This window comes from Leclercia sp. LSNIH8, assembly GCF_002920195.1.
Classification (GTDB): Bacteria; Pseudomonadota; Gammaproteobacteria; order Enterobacterales; family Enterobacteriaceae; genus Enterobacter.
This window is the reverse complement of record NZ_PQJY01000019.1, coordinates 1-15,169: the sequence shown is the minus strand read 5'-3', so window position 1 is coordinate 15,169 and position 15,169 is coordinate 1. Positions and strand designations below refer to the sequence as shown.

The 15,169-nt window shown below is 50.3% G+C and carries 31 protein-coding genes; 1 reads left to right on the top strand and 30 read right to left on the bottom strand.

All coding sequences use genetic code 11. The features are described 5' to 3' along the window. Positions 1–20 precede the first annotated feature (20 nt). From C3406_RS25120 to rpsJ, 27 genes are all read right to left on the bottom strand, one after another. On the bottom strand, positions 21–1,010 hold the full coding sequence (locus tag C3406_RS25120) for a DNA-directed RNA polymerase subunit alpha (RefSeq protein ID WP_002919219.1): 990 nt from the start codon (positions 1,008–1,010) through the stop codon (positions 21–23). Positions 1,011–1,035: 25 nt separating this feature from the next. Continuing rightward, positions 1,036–1,656, bottom strand: a complete 621-nt coding sequence (gene rpsD, locus C3406_RS25115; RefSeq protein ID WP_032614687.1) for a 30S ribosomal protein S4 — start codon at positions 1,654–1,656, stop codon at positions 1,036–1,038. A gap of 34 nt (positions 1,657–1,690) precedes the next feature. After that, positions 1,691–2,080 carry a 30S ribosomal protein S11 gene (gene rpsK, locus C3406_RS25110; protein WP_003863312.1) on the bottom strand — a complete coding sequence of 130 codons (390 nt, stop codon included), beginning with the start codon at positions 2,078–2,080 and terminating at the stop codon, positions 1,691–1,693. A 16-nt stretch (positions 2,081–2,096) separates the two neighbouring features. Then, positions 2,097–2,453: a 30S ribosomal protein S13 gene (gene rpsM, locus C3406_RS25105; RefSeq protein WP_003031135.1), complete on the bottom strand. Its 357-nt coding sequence runs from the start codon at positions 2,451–2,453 to the stop codon at positions 2,097–2,099. Between the two features lie 146 nt (positions 2,454–2,599). Next, positions 2,600–2,716, bottom strand: coding sequence for a 50S ribosomal protein L36 (rpmJ, locus tag C3406_RS25100; protein ID WP_000868187.1), 117 nt, complete (start codon positions 2,714–2,716; stop codon positions 2,600–2,602). Between the two features lie 31 nt (positions 2,717–2,747). Next, positions 2,748–4,079, bottom strand: coding sequence for a preprotein translocase subunit SecY (gene secY, locus C3406_RS25095; RefSeq protein WP_103177265.1), 1,332 nt, complete (start codon positions 4,077–4,079; stop codon positions 2,748–2,750). A gap of 7 nt (positions 4,080–4,086) precedes the next feature. Beyond that, a complete protein-coding gene (rplO, locus tag C3406_RS25090; RefSeq protein WP_039032065.1) occupies positions 4,087–4,521 on the bottom strand; it encodes a 50S ribosomal protein L15 in 435 nt (144 codons plus the stop codon). A 3-nt stretch (positions 4,522–4,524) separates the two neighbouring features. Continuing rightward, positions 4,525–4,704, bottom strand: a complete 180-nt coding sequence (gene rpmD, locus C3406_RS25085; protein ID WP_003863301.1) for a 50S ribosomal protein L30 — start codon at positions 4,702–4,704, stop codon at positions 4,525–4,527. A gap of 6 nt (positions 4,705–4,710) precedes the next feature. Beyond that, positions 4,711–5,211, bottom strand: coding sequence for a 30S ribosomal protein S5 (gene rpsE / locus C3406_RS25080; protein ID WP_007369821.1), 501 nt, complete (start codon positions 5,209–5,211; stop codon positions 4,711–4,713). Between the two features lie 14 nt (positions 5,212–5,225). After that, positions 5,226–5,579, bottom strand: a complete 354-nt coding sequence (rplR, locus tag C3406_RS25075; RefSeq protein ID WP_039076817.1) for a 50S ribosomal protein L18 — start codon at positions 5,577–5,579, stop codon at positions 5,226–5,228. 9 nt (positions 5,580–5,588) lie between these two features. Next, positions 5,589–6,122: a 50S ribosomal protein L6 gene (gene rplF, locus C3406_RS25070; protein ID WP_103177266.1), complete on the bottom strand. Its 534-nt coding sequence runs from the start codon at positions 6,120–6,122 to the stop codon at positions 5,589–5,591. 12 nt (positions 6,123–6,134) lie between these two features. After that, the gene (gene rpsH, locus C3406_RS25065; RefSeq protein ID WP_003031127.1) at positions 6,135–6,527 is read right to left on the bottom strand and encodes a 30S ribosomal protein S8; all 393 of its coding nucleotides are present in this window, start codon (positions 6,525–6,527) and stop codon (positions 6,135–6,137) included. Between the two features lie 33 nt (positions 6,528–6,560). Further along, positions 6,561–6,866: a 30S ribosomal protein S14 gene (rpsN, locus tag C3406_RS25060; protein WP_042396030.1), complete on the bottom strand. Its 306-nt coding sequence runs from the start codon at positions 6,864–6,866 to the stop codon at positions 6,561–6,563. A 14-nt stretch (positions 6,867–6,880) separates the two neighbouring features. Next, the gene (gene rplE, locus C3406_RS25055) at positions 6,881–7,420 is read right to left on the bottom strand and encodes a 50S ribosomal protein L5 (protein ID WP_007702494.1); all 540 of its coding nucleotides are present in this window, start codon (positions 7,418–7,420) and stop codon (positions 6,881–6,883) included. Between the two features lie 14 nt (positions 7,421–7,434). Next, positions 7,435–7,749, bottom strand: a complete 315-nt coding sequence (gene rplX / locus C3406_RS25050; RefSeq protein WP_000729185.1) for a 50S ribosomal protein L24 — start codon at positions 7,747–7,749, stop codon at positions 7,435–7,437. A 10-nt stretch (positions 7,750–7,759) separates the two neighbouring features. Further along, positions 7,760–8,131: a 50S ribosomal protein L14 gene (gene rplN / locus C3406_RS25045; RefSeq protein WP_002919748.1), complete on the bottom strand. Its 372-nt coding sequence runs from the start codon at positions 8,129–8,131 to the stop codon at positions 7,760–7,762. Positions 8,132–8,296: 165 nt separating this feature from the next. Next, positions 8,297–8,551: a 30S ribosomal protein S17 gene (gene rpsQ, locus C3406_RS25040; protein ID WP_008457160.1), complete on the bottom strand. Its 255-nt coding sequence runs from the start codon at positions 8,549–8,551 to the stop codon at positions 8,297–8,299. Beyond that, complete coding sequence (gene rpmC / locus C3406_RS25035) at positions 8,551–8,742, bottom strand: 50S ribosomal protein L29 (protein ID WP_032614707.1); 192 nt, start codon at positions 8,740–8,742, stop codon at positions 8,551–8,553. Before rpmC ends, rpsQ begins: the two co-directional genes overlap by 1 nt. Continuing rightward, entirely contained in the window at positions 8,742–9,152 is a 411-nt protein-coding gene (gene rplP, locus C3406_RS25030) for a 50S ribosomal protein L16 (RefSeq protein WP_002919759.1), read from the bottom strand. Before rplP ends, rpmC begins: the two co-directional genes overlap by 1 nt. Before the next feature lie 12 nt (positions 9,153–9,164). Then, positions 9,165–9,866 carry a 30S ribosomal protein S3 gene (rpsC, locus tag C3406_RS25025; RefSeq protein WP_000529945.1) on the bottom strand — a complete coding sequence of 234 codons (702 nt, stop codon included), beginning with the start codon at positions 9,864–9,866 and terminating at the stop codon, positions 9,165–9,167. A 17-nt stretch (positions 9,867–9,883) separates the two neighbouring features. Further along, positions 9,884–10,216 carry a 50S ribosomal protein L22 gene (gene rplV, locus C3406_RS25020; protein WP_002919773.1) on the bottom strand — a complete coding sequence of 111 codons (333 nt, stop codon included), beginning with the start codon at positions 10,214–10,216 and terminating at the stop codon, positions 9,884–9,886. A 14-nt stretch (positions 10,217–10,230) separates the two neighbouring features. After that, positions 10,231–10,509 (bottom strand): 30S ribosomal protein S19, encoded by a 279-nt coding sequence (rpsS, locus tag C3406_RS25015; RefSeq protein WP_001138115.1) that lies wholly within the window; start codon positions 10,507–10,509, stop codon positions 10,231–10,233. A 16-nt stretch (positions 10,510–10,525) separates the two neighbouring features. Continuing rightward, the gene (gene rplB, locus C3406_RS25010) at positions 10,526–11,347 is read right to left on the bottom strand and encodes a 50S ribosomal protein L2 (protein ID WP_000301859.1); all 822 of its coding nucleotides are present in this window, start codon (positions 11,345–11,347) and stop codon (positions 10,526–10,528) included. 17 nt (positions 11,348–11,364) lie between these two features. Continuing rightward, complete coding sequence (rplW, locus tag C3406_RS25005) at positions 11,365–11,667, bottom strand: 50S ribosomal protein L23 (protein ID WP_000617546.1); 303 nt, start codon at positions 11,665–11,667, stop codon at positions 11,365–11,367. Then, positions 11,664–12,269 (bottom strand): 50S ribosomal protein L4, encoded by a 606-nt coding sequence (rplD, locus tag C3406_RS25000; protein ID WP_003031119.1) that lies wholly within the window; start codon positions 12,267–12,269, stop codon positions 11,664–11,666. The genes rplW and rplD overlap by 4 nt, the downstream gene beginning before the upstream one ends. A 10-nt stretch (positions 12,270–12,279) precedes the next feature. Continuing rightward, the gene (gene rplC, locus C3406_RS24995) at positions 12,280–12,909 is read right to left on the bottom strand and encodes a 50S ribosomal protein L3 (RefSeq protein ID WP_006817279.1); all 630 of its coding nucleotides are present in this window, start codon (positions 12,907–12,909) and stop codon (positions 12,280–12,282) included. 32 nt (positions 12,910–12,941) lie between these two features. Beyond that, on the bottom strand, positions 12,942–13,253 hold the full coding sequence (gene rpsJ, locus C3406_RS24990) for a 30S ribosomal protein S10 (RefSeq protein WP_001181005.1): 312 nt from the start codon (positions 13,251–13,253) through the stop codon (positions 12,942–12,944). A 388-nt stretch (positions 13,254–13,641) separates the two neighbouring features. Between rpsJ and C3406_RS24985 the strand changes: the two genes are divergently transcribed. Next, on the top strand, positions 13,642–14,115 hold the full coding sequence (locus C3406_RS24985; RefSeq protein ID WP_103825491.1) for a prepilin peptidase: 474 nt from the start codon (positions 13,642–13,644) through the stop codon (positions 14,113–14,115). Here C3406_RS24985 and bfr read toward each other — a convergent pair. From bfr to C3406_RS24970, 3 genes are all read right to left on the bottom strand, one after another. Further along, entirely contained in the window at positions 14,099–14,575 is a 477-nt protein-coding gene (gene bfr, locus C3406_RS24980) for a bacterioferritin (protein ID WP_103177268.1), read from the bottom strand. The genes C3406_RS24985 and bfr overlap by 17 nt on opposite strands. Positions 14,576–14,646: 71 nt before the next feature. After that, positions 14,647–14,841, bottom strand: coding sequence for a bacterioferritin-associated ferredoxin (gene bfd / locus C3406_RS24975; protein ID WP_059180778.1), 195 nt, complete (start codon positions 14,839–14,841; stop codon positions 14,647–14,649). 176 nt (positions 14,842–15,017) lie between these two features. Beyond that, a partial coding sequence (locus C3406_RS24970) for an EF-Tu C-terminal domain-related protein (RefSeq protein ID WP_001693259.1) occupies positions 15,018–15,169 on the bottom strand: 152 nt, incomplete at its 5' end.

Here is a 15,169-nt window from a genome sequence, read left to right as displayed (position 1 = left end):
AACCTTAACCTGTGATCCGGTTACTCGTCAGCAATGCTTGCTGGTGGCCAGTTTTCCAGGCGCATGCCCAGAGACAGACCACGTGAAGCCAGCACGTCTTTAATCTCAGTAAGAGATTTTTTACCCAGGTTCGGCGTTTTCAGCAACTCAACCTCGGTACGCTGTACCAGATCACCGATATAGTGGATAGCTTCTGCCTTGAGGCAGTTAGCAGAGCGGACAGTCAATTCCAGATCGTCAACAGGGCGCAGCAGGATCGGATCGAATTCTGGTTTCTCTTCTTTCACTTCCGGCTGACGTACATCACGTAAGTCAACGAAAGCTTCCAGTTGTTCTGCCAGGATGGTTGCCGCACGACGAATCGCCTCTTCAGGATCGATTGTGCCGTTGGTTTCCATTTCGATGACCAGCTTGTCCAGGTCGGTACGCTGTTCTACACGCGCTGCTTCAACATTGTAGGCAATACGCTCTACAGGGCTGTAGCATGCGTCGACCAGCAGACGGCCGATTGGGCGCTCATCTTCTTCCGAATGAATTCGGGCAGAAGCCGGCACATAACCACGACCGCGCTGAACTTTGATACGCATGCTAATAGCTGCGTTCTCATCGGTCAGGTGGCAGATCACGTGCTGCGGCTTGACGATTTCAACATCACCGTCGTGGGTGATGTCGGCTGCAGTCACAGGGCCAATGCCAGATTTATTCAGAGTAAGAATAACTTCATCTTTACCCTGAACTCTCACCGCCAGCCCTTTCAGGTTGAGCAGGATTTCAAGGATATCTTCCTGAACGCCTTCTTTGGTGCTGTACTCATGAAGTACACCATCAATCTCAACCTCGGTCACCGCGCAACCCGGCATCGATGAGAGCAGAATACGGCGCAGTGCGTTACCCAGAGTATGGCCAAAGCCACGCTCTAAAGGCTCAAGGGTCACCTTGGCGTGCGTCGAACTCACTTGCTCGATATCTACCAGGCGCGGTTTTAGAAACTCTGTCACAGAACCCTGCATTGTGTCCTCTCTTTGGTACTAAGCTTTACTTGGAGTAAAGCTCGACGATCAGGTGTTCGTTAATGTCCGCAGACAGATCAGAACGTTCTGGCTGACGCTTGAACGTACCTTCCATCTTGCCAGCATCAACTTCCAGCCAGGTTGGCTTTTCACGCTGCTCAGCCAGCTCCAGAGCGGCTTTCACGCGAGATTGCTTTTTCGCTTTCTCACGAATGCTAACAACGTCATTCGCTTTAACCTGATAAGAAGCGATGTTAACAACACGACCGTTTACCATGATTGCTTTATGGCTAACCATCTGACGTGCTTCAGCACGAGTGGCGCCAAAGCCCATACGGTATACAACGTTGTCCAGACGACCTTCCAGCAGAGCCAACAGGTTTTCACCGGTGTTGCCTTTCAGACGTGCTGCTTCTTTATAGTAGTTACGGAACTGACGCTCCAGCACACCGTACATACGGCGAACTTTTTGCTTTTCACGCAACTGCACACCATAGTCAGACAGACGCGGTTTACGCGCACCGTGCTGGCCAGGAGCTTGTTCAATTTTACACTTGGTATCGATCGCGCGAACGCCAGACTTAAGGAATAAGTCGGTGCCCTCACGACGGCTCAGCTTGAGCTTAGGACCCAAATATCTTGCCATTTTCTATCTCCAACAAACCTGGAAAACGAACGCGTTATACGCGACGTTTTTTCGGCGGACGACAACCGTTATGAGGGATCGGAGTCACATCAGTAATATTAGTGATGCGGAAACCAGCGGCGTTCAGAGCACGAACGGTAGATTCGCGACCCGGACCCGGACCTTTTACCATAACTTCCAGATTCTTGATGCCGTATTCTTTTACGGCTTCAGCGCAACGCTCTGCTGCAACCTGAGCTGCGAACGGAGTGGATTTGCGAGAACCACGGAAACCGGAACCACCGGCTGTTGCCCAACCCAGCGCGTTACCCTGACGATCAGTAATAGTAACGATGGTGTTGTTGAAAGAAGCATGGATATGAGCCACGCCGTCAGAGACTTGTTTTCTTACACGCTTACGTGCACGAACTGGTGCCTTTGCCATTATTCAATCACCCCGATTATTTCTTGATCGGTTTGCGCGGACCCTTACGGGTACGTGCGTTGGTCTTAGTACGCTGACCGCGTACTGGCAGACCACGACGATGACGCAAACCGCGATAGCAACCAAGATCCATCAGGCGCTTGATGCTCATGCTAACTTCACGGCGCAGATCACCTTCAACGACAAATTTGGCAACTTCGTCACGCAGCGTGTCGATTTGTTCTTCAGACAGCTCACTGATCTTAACATCTTCAGCGATACCCGCTGCAGCCAGAATGGCTTTAGAACGGGTCTTGCCGACGCCATAGATCGAAGTTAATGCGATCACAGCATGTTTCTGATCAGGAATGTTAATGCCTGCTATACGGGCCACTATGCACTCCTACTATTTAATATGTACGCACCATGCTGAAAAGCCCGTTTTCAGGATACTCAAATGGAAACGTACAGACATACAAAAGATTGGCTGGCTAATCTAGCCAGCTCAACCCAACTTTGCAAGAAAAATATGCGAAATAATCAGCCTTGGCGCTGTTTATGCTTCGGCTCGGCACTGCAAATCACACGGATGACACCATCACGCTTAACGATTTTGCAGTTACGGCATAATTTCTTGACGGAAGCACGAACTTTCATTTTTACTCTCCGTAACTTCTCGGGCGACCTATTAGCGGCCGTAGCCTTTCAGGTTCGCCTTCTTCAATGCAGACTCGTACTGACTTGACATCATTAGAGTTTGCACTTGAGCCATAAAGTCCATAATCACGACAACAACGATAAGCAGTGAGGTCCCACCGAAGTAGAACGGTACTTTCATTGCATCACGCATGAACTCCGGGATCAGGCAGATAAAGGTAATATAAAGCGCACCAACCAGAGTCAGGCGGGTCATTACTTTATCGATATACTTCGCCGTTTGCTCTCCCGGACGAATTCCTGGTACAAATGCACCGGACTTCTTCAGGTTATCTGCTGTTTCACGCGGGTTGAAGACCAACGCCGTGTAGAAGAAACAGAAGAAGATGATCGCAGACGCATAGAGTAACACATAAAGCGGTTGCCCAGGCTGCAAATACAGCGAAATTGTTGTCAGCCAGTTCCAACCAGTCCCGCCCCCGAACCATGACGCGATGGTCGCCGGGAACAGAATAATACTGGAAGCGAAGATTGCCGGGATTACCCCTGCCATATTCACTTTCAGCGGTAAATGTGTGCTCTGTGCAGCATAGACACGACGACCTTGCTGACGTTTCGCGTAGTTTACCACAATGCGGCGTTGACCACGTTCAACGAAAATAACAAAGAACGTCACTGCAAATACTAATACTGCAACCAACAGCAACAGGAGGAAGTGCAGGTCGCCTTGACGCGCTTGCTCGATAGTATGGGCAATGGCTGGCGGGAGTCCCGCGACAATACCGGCGAAAATAATGATCGAAATACCGTTACCGATACCCCGTTCAGTAATTTGTTCGCCGAGCCACATCAGGAACATTGTTCCTGAAACCAGACTTACAACAGCGGTGAAATAGAATGCAAAGCCTGGGTTAATAACCAGGCCCTGCATACCAGGCATATTCGGTAGACCGGTAGCAATACCGATCGACTGGAATATCGCCAGCACCAGAGTACCGTAGCGGGTGTACTGGCTGATCTTACGACGACCAGACTCCCCTTCTTTCTTCAGTTCTGCCAGGGCCGGATGAACGACCGTCAGCAGCTGGATAATAATCGATGCCGAAATGTACGGCATGATACCCAGAGCAAAGATAGAAGCACGGCTGAGAGCACCACCAGAGAACATGTTAAACATTTCAATGATGGTGCCACGCTGTTGCTCAAGCAGTTTGGCAAGTACAGCGGCATCAATACCAGGGATCGGAATAAAAGAGCCAATACGGAAAACAATCAGCGCACCGATCACAAACAAAAGTCTGCGTTTCAGTTCGCCAAGCCCACCTTTGGCACTTTGAAAATCTAATCCCGGTTGTTTAGCCATCTGCTACTTATTCCTCAATTTTACCGCCAGCAGCTTCGATAGCAGCACGAGCACCTTTAGTAACACGCAGGCCACGAACAGTTACCGGGGTAGAAACTTCACCAGACAGGATCACTTTCGCGAACTCGATCTGAATACCGATAATGTTTGCTGCTTTCAGCGTGTTCAGGTCTACAACGCCGCCTTCAACTTTCGCCAGGTCAGACAGACGAACTTCGGCTGTGATCGCTGATTTGCGAGAGGTGAAGCCGAACTTCGGCAGACGACGGTACAGTGGCATCTGGCCACCCTCGAAACCGCGACGTACGCCACCGCCAGAACGAGAGTTCTGACCTTTGTGACCACGACCACCGGTTTTGCCGAGGCCAGAACCGATACCACGACCCAGGCGTTTACCCGCCTTTTTAGAGCCTTCGGCCGGAGACAGAGTATTTAAACGCATCTCTTACTCCTCAACTTTAACCATGAAGTAAACCGCGTTGACCATACCACGTACAGCAGGAGTATCCTCGCGCTCAACGGTATGACCAATACGACGCAGACCCAGGCCAAGCAGCGTTGCCTTGTGTTTCGGCAGACGTCCGATTGCACTGCGGGTTTGTGTAATTTTAATAGTCTTTGCCATGGTCAATTACCCCAGAATTTCTTCAACGGATTTACCACGCTTGGCAGCGACCATTTCTGGAGATTTCATATTTTCCAGGCCATCAATAGTTGCACGAACCACGTTGATCGGGTTGGTGGAACCGTATGCTTTAGCCAGAACGTTATGAACCCCAGCGACTTCCAGAACGGCGCGCATTGCACCACCGGCGATGATACCGGTACCTTCGGAAGCCGGCTGCATGAAGACACGAGAACCCGTGTGAGTACCCTTAACTGGGTGCTGCAGGGTGCCGTGGTTCAGCGCGACGTTAATCATATTGCGACGGGCTTTTTCCATCGCTTTCTGGATCGCTGCTGGAACTTCACGCGCTTTACCGTAACCAAAACCAACGCGACCGTTACCATCGCCAACTACAGTCAGAGCTGTGAAGGAGAAAATACGACCACCTTTAACGGTTTTAGATACGCGGTTAACCGCGATCAGCTTTTCCTGCAGTTCGCCAGCTTGTTTTTCGATGTGAGCCATCTTACACCTCTACCTTAGAACTGAAGGCCAGCTTCACGGGCAGCATCTGCCAGTGCCTGGACACGACCATGATATTGGAACCCGGAACGGTCAAAGGAAACATCTTTGATGCCTTTTTCCAGAGCGCGTTCAGCAACAGCTTTACCTACAGCTGCAGCGGCGTCTTTGTTACCGGTGTACTTCAATTGTTCAGAGATAGCTTTTTCTACAGTAGAAGCAGCTACCAGAACTTCAGAACCGTTCGGTGCAATTACCTGTGCGTAAATGTGACGCGGGGTACGATGTACCACCAGGCGAGTTGCACCCAGCTCTTTGAGCTTGCGGCGTGCGCGGGTCGCACGACGGATACGAGCAGATTTCTTATCCATAGTGTTACCTTACTTCTTCTTAGCCTCTTTGGTACGCACGACTTCGTCGGCGTAACGAACACCCTTGCCTTTGTAAGGCTCAGGACGACGGTAGGCGCGCAGATCTGCTGCAACCTGACCGATCAGCTGTTTATCAGCGCCTTTCAGCACGATTTCAGTCTGAGACGGGCATTCTGCAGTAATACCTGCTGGCAGCGCGTGTTCAACAGGGTGAGAGAAGCCCAGAGCCAGGCTTACTGCGTTCCCTTTGATCGCTGCACGATAACCTACACCAACCAGCTGCAGCTTCTTAGTGAAGCCTTCGGTAACACCGATAACCATTGAGTTCAGCAGGGCACGCGCGGTACCAGCCTGAGCCCAGCCATCAACGTAACCAGTACGTGGGCCGAAAGTCAGAGCGTTATCTGCATGAGTAACTTCAACAGCATCGTTGAGAGTACGAGTCAGCTCGCCGTTTTTACCTTTGATCGTAATAACCTGACCGTTGATTTTTACATCAACGCCGGCAGGAACAACGACCGGTGCTTTAGCAACACGAGACATTTTTTCCTCCGATTAGGCTACGTAGCAGATAATTTCGCCACCAAGACCAGCCTGGCGCGCTGCACGATCAGTCATAACACCTTTAGAGGTAGAAACAACTGCGATACCCATGCCGGCCATAACTTTTGGCAGCTCATCTTTACGTTTGTAGATGCGCAGACCTGGGCGGCTGACACGCTGAATGCTTTCTACAACAGCCTTGCCCTGGAAATACTTAAGAGTAAGTTCCAGTTCAGGCTTGGTGTCGCCTTCAACTTTAAAATCTTCGATAAAACCTTCTTCCTTCAGCACGTTGGCGATTGCCACTTTCAGCTTGGAGGAAGGCATGGTGACCGCAGCTTTGTTCGCGGCCTGACCGTTACGGATACGGGTCAGCATATCCGCGATCGGATCTTGCATGCTCATCTGTCTTTACTCCCGTGATTCAATTGGTGACAATTACCAGCTAGCCTTTTTCAGACCCGGGATTTCACCGCGCATTGCGGCTTCACGGACCTTGATACGGCTCAACCCGAACTTCCGCAGGAAAGCGTGCGGACGACCAGTTTGACGGCAGCGGTTACGCTGACGAGACGGGCTGGAATCACGCGGCAGAGTCTGCAGCTTGAGAACTGCATTCCAACGATCTTCGTCGGAAGCGTTCACATCAGAAATGATCGCTTTCAGTTCAGCGCGTTTAGCGAAGAATTTATCAGCTAAAGCTACGCGCTTTACTTCGCGTGCTTTCATTGATTGCTTAGCCATTCAGTAACCCTACCTTACTTGCGGAACGGGAAGTCAAAGGCAGCCAGCAGAGCACGGCCTTCTTCGTCAGATTTCGCAGTAGTGGTAATGGTAATATCCAAACCACGCACGCGGTCGACTTTATCGTAGTCGATTTCTGGGAAGATGATCTGCTCACGGACACCCATGCTGTAGTTACCACGACCGTCGAAAGACTTAGCGGACAAGCCACGGAAGTCACGGATACGAGGTACAGCAATAGTGATCAGGCGCTCAAAGAACTCCCACATGCGTTCGCCACGCAGAGTTACTTTACAGCCGATCGGATAGCCCTGACGGATTTTGAAGCCTGCAACAGATTTGCGTGCTTTGGTGATCAACGGTTTTTGACCGGAGATAGCTGCCAGGTCAGCTGCTGCGTTATCCAGCAGTTTCTTGTCAGCGATCGCTTCACCAACACCCATGTTCAGGGTGATCTTCTCGACCCGAGGGACTTGCATGACAGAATTGTAGTTAAACTCAGTCATGAGCTTATTAACTACTTCGTCTTTGTAGTAATCATGCAGTTTCGCCATCGTACTACTCCAAATTACTTGATAGTTTCGCTGTTAGACTTGAAGAAACGGACTTTTTTGCCGTCTTCGAATCTAAAGCCTACACGGTCAGCCTTGCCGGTTGCCGCATTGAAGATTGCAACGTTAGAAACCTGAATAGCAGCTTCTTTTTCAACGATGCCACCTGGCTGGTTCAGGGCCGGAACCGGCTTCTGATGTTTCTTAACCAGGTTGATACCTTCAACAATGACCTTGCCGGAAGACAGGACATTTTTTACTTTACCGCGTTTACCTTTATCTTTACCGGTTAACACGATAACTTCGTCATCACGACGGATTTTCGCTGCCATGATTCGCTCCTTAGAGTACTTCTGGTGCCAGAGAGATAATTTTCATGAACTTCTCAGTACGAAGTTCACGAGTTACCGGCCCAAAGATACGCGTGCCGATAGGCTGCTCGCTGTTATTGTTTAAAATAACGCATGCATTACCATCGAAGCGAATGACAGAACCGTCAGGGCGACGAACACCCTTCTTGGTGCGCACCACTACCGCTTTCAGCACATCACCTTTCTTGACCTTACCACGTGGAATTGCTTCTTTGATGGTGATCTTGATGATGTCGCCTACGCCTGCGTAGCGACGGTGCGAGCCACCCAGAACCTTGATACACATTACGCGACGTGCACCGGAGTTGTCGGCGACGTTCAGCATAGTCTGTTCTTGGATCATTTTAGTGCTCCGCTAATGTCAACTACTACCTGAGACTCTAAAATCAGAGCCGTTAAAAAGCCCCATATCGAGGGCGCGGCATTATAACACCGCTTCTGCAATATGGGTAGAAAAAATAAACGGCTCATCGCTGAGCCGTTTATTCGTATCGAGAAGGCTACTCTATTACAGAACCGCTTTCTCTACAACGCGAACCAGCGTCCAGGACTTAGTCTTGGACAGTGGACGGCATTCGCGGATTTCTACCACGTCACCGATACCACATTCGTTGTTCTCGTCATGTACGTGCAGTTTGGTCGTACGCTTGATGAATTTACCGTAGATCGGGTGTTTCACAACGCGCTCGATAGCAACAACGATGGATTTCTCCATTTTGTCGCTAACAACACGACCTTGCAGAGTACGGATTTTATCGGTCATTACGCACCCGCCTTCTGAGTCAGTAAAGTCTTAACGCGTGCAACATCACGACGCACTTGCTTCAGCAGGTGAGTCTGTTGCAGCTGGCCACTTGCAGCCTGCATACGCAGGTTGAACTGCTCACGCAGCAGGTTCAGCAGCTCAGCGTTCAGCTCTTCTACGCTTTTTTCACGCAGCTCATTTGCTTTCATTACATCACCGTCTTAGTTACAAAGGTGGTTTTAATAGGCAGTTTCGCTGCTGCCAGGCCGAAGGCTTCACGGGCCAGCTCTTCCGGAACACCGTCCATTTCATAAAGGACTTTGCCCGGCTGAATCAAGGCAACCCAGTACTCCACGTTACCTTTACCTTTACCCATACGAACTTCCAGCGGCTTCTCGGTAATTGGTTTGTCCGGGAATACACGGATCCAAATTTTACCTTGACGCTTAACTGCACGGGTCATAGCACGACGTGCTGCTTCGATCTGACGTGCAGTCAGACGACCACGGCCAACAGCTTTCAGACCGAAAGTGCCGAAGCTAACATCCGTACCCTGCGCCAGACCACGGTTGCGGCCTTTGTGCACTTTACGGAATTTTGTACGCTTTGGTTGTAACATCAGCGACGCTCCTTATTTACGGCCTTTACGCTGCTGCTTTTTAGGTTGCGCAGCCGGTTTTTCCGGTTGTTCAACAGCAGCCATACCACCCAGGATCTCACCTTTGAAGATCCATACCTTAACGCCGATTACACCGTAAGTGGTGTGCGCTTCAGAGGTGTTGTAGTCGATGTCAGCACGCAGAGTGTGCAGCGGTACGCGACCTTCGCGGTACCATTCGGTACGTGCGATTTCCGCGCCGCCCAGACGGCCGCTAACTTCAACTTTGATACCTTTAGCGCCCAGACGCATTGCGTTCTGTACAGCACGCTTCATAGCACGACGGAACATAACACGACGTTCCAGCTGAGAAGTGATGCTGTCAGCAACCAGTTTTGCGTCCAGTTCAGGCTTACGAACTTCAGCGATATTGATCTGTGCAGGAACGCCAGCGATATCCGCTACGACCTTGCGCAGTTTTTCTACGTCTTCGCCTTTCTTACCGATAACGATGCCAGGACGAGCAGTGTGAATAGTTACACGGATGCTCTTAGCCGGACGCTCGATTACGATACGAGATACGGACGCTTTAGCCAGTTCCTTAGTCAGGTACTGACGTACTTTAAAATCGCTGTCCAGGTTGTCAGCGAATTCTTTGGTGTTCGCAAACCAGGTTGAGTTCCATGGTTTTACAATACCCAGGCGAATACCATTAGGATGTACTTTCTGACCCATTGCTAGTCTCCAGAGTCTCAGCGATCGGACACAACCACAGTAATGTGGCTGGTGCGCTTCAGGATGCGATCTGCACGACCTTTCGCACGCGGCATAATGCGCTTCATGCTCGGGCCTTCGTCTACGAAAATTTTCGCAACTTTCAGATCGTCAATGTCAGCGCCATCGTTGTGTTCAGCGTTAGCAATGGCAGATTCCAGAACTTTCTTGACCAGTACAGCCGCTTTCTTATTGGTGTAGGTCAGAATATCCAGGGCCTGCGACACTTTCTTACCGCGAATCAGGTCAGCAACAAGGCGAACCTTCTGAGCAGAAGAACGAGCATGGCGATGTTGAGCTAAAGTTTCCATCTCTTCCTCCTACCTTATTTCTTCTTCGCTTTTTTATCAGCAGCGTGGCCGCGATAAGTACGAGTCGGTGCGAATTCACCCAGTTTGTGACCGACCATTTCATCGGAAACGAATACTGGAACGTGCTGACGACCATTATGGACAGCGATGGTCAAACCGATCATGTTAGGAAAGATCGTTGAACGACGGGACCAAGTGCGCAGGGGCTTCTTGTCTCCGCTTTCCACCGCTTTCTCTACCTTCTTCAGCAAGTGCAGGTCAATAAAAGGACCTTTCTTGAGAGAACGTGGCATGGCTTATCCTCTAATATTATTTGCTACGGCGACGTACGATAAATTTATCAGTACGCTTGTTGCTGCGGGTCTTCTTACCTTTGGTCTGAACGCCCCACGGAGTTACCGGGTGCTTACCAAAGTTACGACCTTCACCACCACCATGTGGGTGGTCGACTGGGTTCATCGCAGTACCGCGAACGGTAGGACGAACACCACGCCAGCGTGCAGCACCTGCTTTACCCAGAACGCGCAGCATATGCTCAGCATTGCCAACTTCGCCCAGGGTAGCGCGGCAGTCTGCTTCGACTTTACGCATTTCACCAGAACGCAGACGCAGGGTGACATAAGCACCATCACGCGCAACGATCTGAACGTAAGTACCAGCGGAACGTGCCAGCTGACCGCCTTTACCTGGTTTCATTTCTACGTTATGAACGGTAGAACCAACCGGGATATTGCGCATCGGCAGGGTGTTACCTGCTTTGATTGCAGCATCAACGCCAGACTGAATCTGGTCGCCAGCTTTCAGGCCTTTAGGGGCCAGGATGTAACGGCGTTCGCCATCTTTGTACAGAACCAGCGCGATGTTCGCGGAACGGTTCGGATCGTACTCAAGACGCTCAACAACTGCTGGGATACCGTCTTTGTTGCGTTTAAAGTCAACAATACGATAAGCCTGCTTGTGGCCACCACCGATGTGACGAGTGGTGATACGGCCATTGTTGTTACGACCACCGGATTTGCTGTTCTTTTCCAGCAACGGAGCAAAAGGCTTGCCCTTGTGCAGCTCAGGGTTAACCACTTTAACAACGTGGCGACGACCCGGAGATGTCGGTTTACATTTAACAACTGCCATTGTATTACTCCTCCGACTTACTCAGCGCCGCCAACGAAGTCCAGATTCTGGCCTTCTTTCAGGGTGACGTAAGCTTTTTTCCAGTCGCTACGACGACCGATACGCTGTCCGTGACGTTTAACTTTCCCTTTAACTACCAGGGTGTTAACGACTTCGACTTCGACTTCAAACAGTTTCTGCACAGCAGCTTTGATTTCTGCTTTGGTCGCGTCTTTAGCAACTTTGAGAACGATGGTGTTAGTTTTTTCCATCGCAGTAGACGCTTTTTCAGAAACGTGCGGTGCGCGCAGCACCTTCAGCAGACGTTCTTCACGAATCATGCCAGCATCTCCTCAACTTGCTTAACAGCATCAGCAGTCATTACGACTTTGTCGAAGGCGATCAGGCTAACCGGGTCGATACCAGTCGCATCGCGTACGTCAACCTTGTGCAGGTTACGTGCGGCCAGGAACAGGTTCTCGTCCAGCTCACCGGTGATGATCAGCACATCTTCCAGAGCCATGTCTTTCAGTTTCTGTGCCAGCAGCTTAGTTTTAGGCGCTTCTACAGAGAAAGATTCGACAACGATCAGACGATCCTGACGTACCAGCTCGGACAGGATGCTTTTCAGCGCGCCGCGGTACATCTTTTTATTAACTTTTTGACTGTGGTCCTGCGGGCGAGCAGCGAAGGTCACGCCACCGGAACGCCAGATCGGGCTCTTGATAGAACCTGAACGCGCACGGCCAGTACCTTTCTGGCGCCACGGCTTTTTGCCGGAACCAGTTACTTCAGCACGAGTCTTCTGAGCACGAGTACCCTGACGAGCACCAGCTGCATAAGCAACAACAACCTGGTGAACCAGCGCTTCGTTGAAATCACGACCGAAGGTAGTTTCGGAAACAGTCAGCGCGCTCTGCGCGTCTTTCAATACTAATTCCATTGCTATCCCCTTACGCCTTCACAGCTGGTTTAACGATCAGGTCGCTACCGGTTGCACCCGGGACCGCACCTTTAACCAGCAGCAGGTTGCGCTCAGCGTCAACACGTACTACGTCCAGGCTCTGAACGGTTACACGTTCGTTACCCAGCTGACCTGCCATTTTCTTGCCTTTGAACACTTTGCCCGGAGTCTGGTTCTGACCGATAGAACCCGGAACGCGGTGAGACAAGGAGTTACCGTGAGTAGCGTCCTGGGTACGGAAGTTCCAGCGCTTAACGGTACCGGCAAAACCTTTACCTTTAGAGGTACCGGTTACGTCAACTTTTTTAACTTCAGCAAACAGTTCAACGCTAATGTCCTGACCTACGGTGAACTCTTCGCCTTCAGCCAGGCGGAATTCCCACAGACCACGGCCAGCTTCTACGCCAGCTTTAGCGAAGTGACCCGCTTCTGGCTTGGTTACACGGTTAGCTTTTTTAGCACCAGTGGTAACCTGAATAGCGCGGTAGCCATCGTTAGCCAGATCTTTAACCTGAGTAACGCGGTTTGCTTCAACTTCGATTACGGTTACTGGGATAGAAACGCCATCTTCAGTGAAGATGCGGGTCATACCCACTTTTTTACCGACTAAACCAATCATTGTATCAACCTCTCAATCGCTCGATGACCTGATTAACCCAGGCTGATCTGCACGTCTACACCGGCAGCCAGATCCAGACGCATCAGAGCATCAACGGTTTTCTCAGTTGGCTCAACGATGTCAACCAGACGCTTGTGAGTGCGGATCTCGTACTGATCACGCGCGTCTTTGTTAACGTGCGGGGAGATCAGAACGGTAAAGCGCTCTTTGCGGGTCGGCAGCGGGATCGGACCACGGACTTGCGCACCAGTGCGCTTAGCAGTCTCGACGATTTCCGCGGTTGATTGATCGATCAGACGATGATCAAACGCTTTAAGGCGGATACGGATTCTTTGGTTCTGCATGAGACCAGAGCTCCAATTATTTTATAAACGAAAATGATCACTACTCAGACCCATTACGATTGATGGGAGAGTGTAACCGTTCTTACGTAGCTCCCCGATTGGGAGCATTGTTAGGCAACTGAAAAAGATTGCTGCCCGGGGTTCAGATTGAACCAGCTGTCAATTACGACAAGCCCGCGCATTATACGTAAATCTGGGCAGGACGCAAGCCCAGTTTAGAAAATAGACGGCAGAGCTCAATTTTGCGTGACCCCTCGTAAATACGATGCAATCGTACATTGTCGTAATAACAGGCAGGAAGGCGTCTCGCAGCGTTTTAGTTTGCCGTTTGTTTCACCTTTGGGGTGCATGGAATATGGAGGCAAACATTCTATTGAGGTTTACGCCAATGCTTACTCTCCTCCCCTTCTTTTTTGCCTACCTGGGATTAACAGCACTGTTAGTTCGCGAGGATATCCGCTCACATCTGCTTCCGGACCGATATCTCTGCCCGCTACTATGGGTTGGTCTGCTTTATCACCTCTGTCTTCAACCCGAGCGGCTGCCTGCCGCCGTCGCAGGGGCGATAGCGGGGTACACAGGATTCGCGATTATTTATTGGGGTTACAGGCTGCTACGTAAGCGTGAAGGGCTGGGTTACGGTGACGTAAAGTATCTGGGTGCGCTGGGCGCATGGCACGGATGGTGCGTACTTCCTGTGCTGGCATTATCAGCAGCTTTGCTGGCTACGCTTTACCTTCTCATACTGGCGATGTGTAAACCCGGGGAACAGATATTAAAAAACCCACTGCCATTTGGACCTTTCATGGCGGCAGCGGGTTTAATGATGAGCGGGCAAAGCCTGATCAGCTTTCCACTTTAATTTGCGACTGGAGGTAATTTTGCAGCCCAATTTTACTGATAAGATCCAGTTCTGTTTCCAGCCAGTCGATGTGCCCTTCTTCATCGGCCAGAATCTCAATCATCATATCGCGGCTGACGTAGTCATGAACGCTGTCTGCATAAGCAATAGCTTCACGCAGATCTTTCGCCCCTTCGAGCTCCAGCGTCAGATCCGAACGCAATATCTCTTCAACATCTTCGCCGATACCCAGCTTGCCGAGATCCTGCAGGTTGGGGATACCCTCGAGGAACAGAATACGCTCGATGTACTTATCAGCGTGCTTCATCTCATCGATGGACTCATGGTATTCAATATCGTTGAGGCGAGTCAGCCCCCAGTTTTTGAACATTCTCGCATGGAGAAAGTATTGGTTGATTGCGACAAGCTCATTTCCCAATAATTTATTGAGATAACTTATGATTTTGATATCACCTTTCATTATAGTCCCTCCGCTTCCACTCATTGAAGCGTAGATGGGGCTACAGGGATGTCAAAAGAAAAGTATGAGCCTCAGGCAATCTCTTTGTATTCCGGGATCTGCATCAATTCGTCCTGCATAATCTCGCGAGCAGCGCGAACGCACTTACCACATTGATTTCCAACCGGAACAAACTTACGCAGCTGCTGAAAAGATTGAGGGTGAAACTGGCGAACGGCCTGACGAATTTTTTTATCACTCACACCGTTACATAAACAAACGTACATAACCACTCCCGTTCAAAATATGTGCAAAGTGTAAGTGAGAATAATTATGATTACAATAGCACAAGCACGAAGATGCGGGGCGGGAGCGAACAAAAAATACGAAAATTTGTGACAGCCATAAACGCTGAAAACAAAAAAGGACGCCGAAGCGTCCTTTTTAATTCAGGGATAATTAATTAGCCCAGAACTTTAGCAACAACACCCGCGCCAACGGTACGGCCGCCTTCGCGGATTGCGAAACGCAGACCATCGTCCATTGCGATTGGGTGGATCAGGGTAACAACCATTTTGATGTTGTCGCCTGGCATTACCATCTCAACGCCTTCTG

Bases quoted from the DNA above. Each gene is read 5' to 3' on its own strand.
- rplR (WP_039076817.1), bottom strand. From the start codon at position 5,579: ATGGATAAGAAATCTGCTCGTATCCGTCGTGCGACCCGCGCACGCCGC.
- rpsK (WP_003863312.1), bottom strand. From the start codon at position 2,080: ATGGCAAAGGCACCAGTTCGTGCACGTAAGCGTGTAAGAAAACAAGTC.
- C3406_RS24985 (WP_103825491.1), top strand. From the start codon at position 13,642: ATGCTTACTCTCCTCCCCTTCTTTTTTGCCTACCTGGGATTAACAGCA.
- rpsQ (WP_008457160.1), bottom strand. From the start codon at position 8,551: ATGACCGATAAAATCCGTACTCTGCAAGGTCGTGTTGTTAGCGACAAA.
- rplN (WP_002919748.1), bottom strand. From the start codon at position 8,131: ATGATCCAAGAACAGACTATGCTGAACGTCGCCGACAACTCCGGTGCA.
- rplC (WP_006817279.1), bottom strand. From the start codon at position 12,909: ATGATTGGTTTAGTCGGTAAAAAAGTGGGTATGACCCGCATCTTCACT.
- rplE (WP_007702494.1), bottom strand. From the start codon at position 7,420: ATGGCGAAACTGCATGATTACTACAAAGACGAAGTAGTTAATAAGCTC.
- secY (WP_103177265.1), bottom strand. From the start codon at position 4,079: ATGGCTAAACAACCGGGATTAGATTTTCAAAGTGCCAAAGGTGGGCTT.
- rpmD (WP_003863301.1), bottom strand. From the start codon at position 4,704: ATGGCAAAGACTATTAAAATTACACAAACCCGCAGTGCAATCGGACGT.
- bfr (WP_103177268.1), bottom strand. From the start codon at position 14,575: ATGAAAGGTGATATCAAAATCATAAGTTATCTCAATAAATTATTGGGA.
- rplO (WP_039032065.1), bottom strand. From the start codon at position 4,521: ATGCGTTTAAATACTCTGTCTCCGGCCGAAGGCTCTAAAAAGGCGGGT.
- rpsH (WP_003031127.1), bottom strand. From the start codon at position 6,527: ATGAGCATGCAAGATCCGATCGCGGATATGCTGACCCGTATCCGTAAC.
- rplX (WP_000729185.1), bottom strand. From the start codon at position 7,749: ATGGCAGCGAAAATCCGTCGTGATGACGAAGTTATCGTGTTAACCGGT.
- bfd (WP_059180778.1), bottom strand. From the start codon at position 14,841: ATGTACGTTTGTTTATGTAACGGTGTGAGTGATAAAAAAATTCGTCAG.
- rpsD (WP_032614687.1), bottom strand. From the start codon at position 1,656: ATGGCAAGATATTTGGGTCCTAAGCTCAAGCTGAGCCGTCGTGAGGGC.
- rplD (WP_003031119.1), bottom strand. From the start codon at position 12,269: ATGGAATTAGTATTGAAAGACGCGCAGAGCGCGCTGACTGTTTCCGAA.
- rpsJ (WP_001181005.1), bottom strand. From the start codon at position 13,253: ATGCAGAACCAAAGAATCCGTATCCGCCTTAAAGCGTTTGATCATCGT.
- rpsC (WP_000529945.1), bottom strand. From the start codon at position 9,866: ATGGGTCAGAAAGTACATCCTAATGGTATTCGCCTGGGTATTGTAAAA.
- rpmC (WP_032614707.1), bottom strand. From the start codon at position 8,742: ATGAAAGCAAATGAGCTGCGTGAAAAAAGCGTAGAAGAGCTGAACGCT.
- rpmJ (WP_000868187.1), bottom strand. From the start codon at position 2,716: ATGAAAGTTCGTGCTTCCGTCAAGAAATTATGCCGTAACTGCAAAATC.
- C3406_RS25120 (WP_002919219.1), bottom strand. From the start codon at position 1,010: ATGCAGGGTTCTGTGACAGAGTTTCTAAAACCGCGCCTGGTAGATATC.
- rplF (WP_103177266.1), bottom strand. From the start codon at position 6,122: ATGTCTCGTGTTGCTAAAGCACCGGTCGTTGTTCCTGCCGGCGTTGAT.
- rpsE (WP_007369821.1), bottom strand. From the start codon at position 5,211: ATGGCTCACATCGAAAAACAAGCTGGCGAACTGCAGGAAAAGCTGATC.
- rplV (WP_002919773.1), bottom strand. From the start codon at position 10,216: ATGGAAACTTTAGCTCAACATCGCCATGCTCGTTCTTCTGCTCAGAAG.
- rplW (WP_000617546.1), bottom strand. From the start codon at position 11,667: ATGATTCGTGAAGAACGTCTGCTGAAGGTGCTGCGCGCACCGCACGTT.
- rpsN (WP_042396030.1), bottom strand. From the start codon at position 6,866: ATGGCTAAGCAATCAATGAAAGCACGCGAAGTAAAGCGCGTAGCTTTA.
- rpsS (WP_001138115.1), bottom strand. From the start codon at position 10,509: ATGCCACGTTCTCTCAAGAAAGGTCCTTTTATTGACCTGCACTTGCTG.
- rplP (WP_002919759.1), bottom strand. From the start codon at position 9,152: ATGTTACAACCAAAGCGTACAAAATTCCGTAAAGTGCACAAAGGCCGC.
- rplB (WP_000301859.1), bottom strand. From the start codon at position 11,347: ATGGCAGTTGTTAAATGTAAACCGACATCTCCGGGTCGTCGCCACGTT.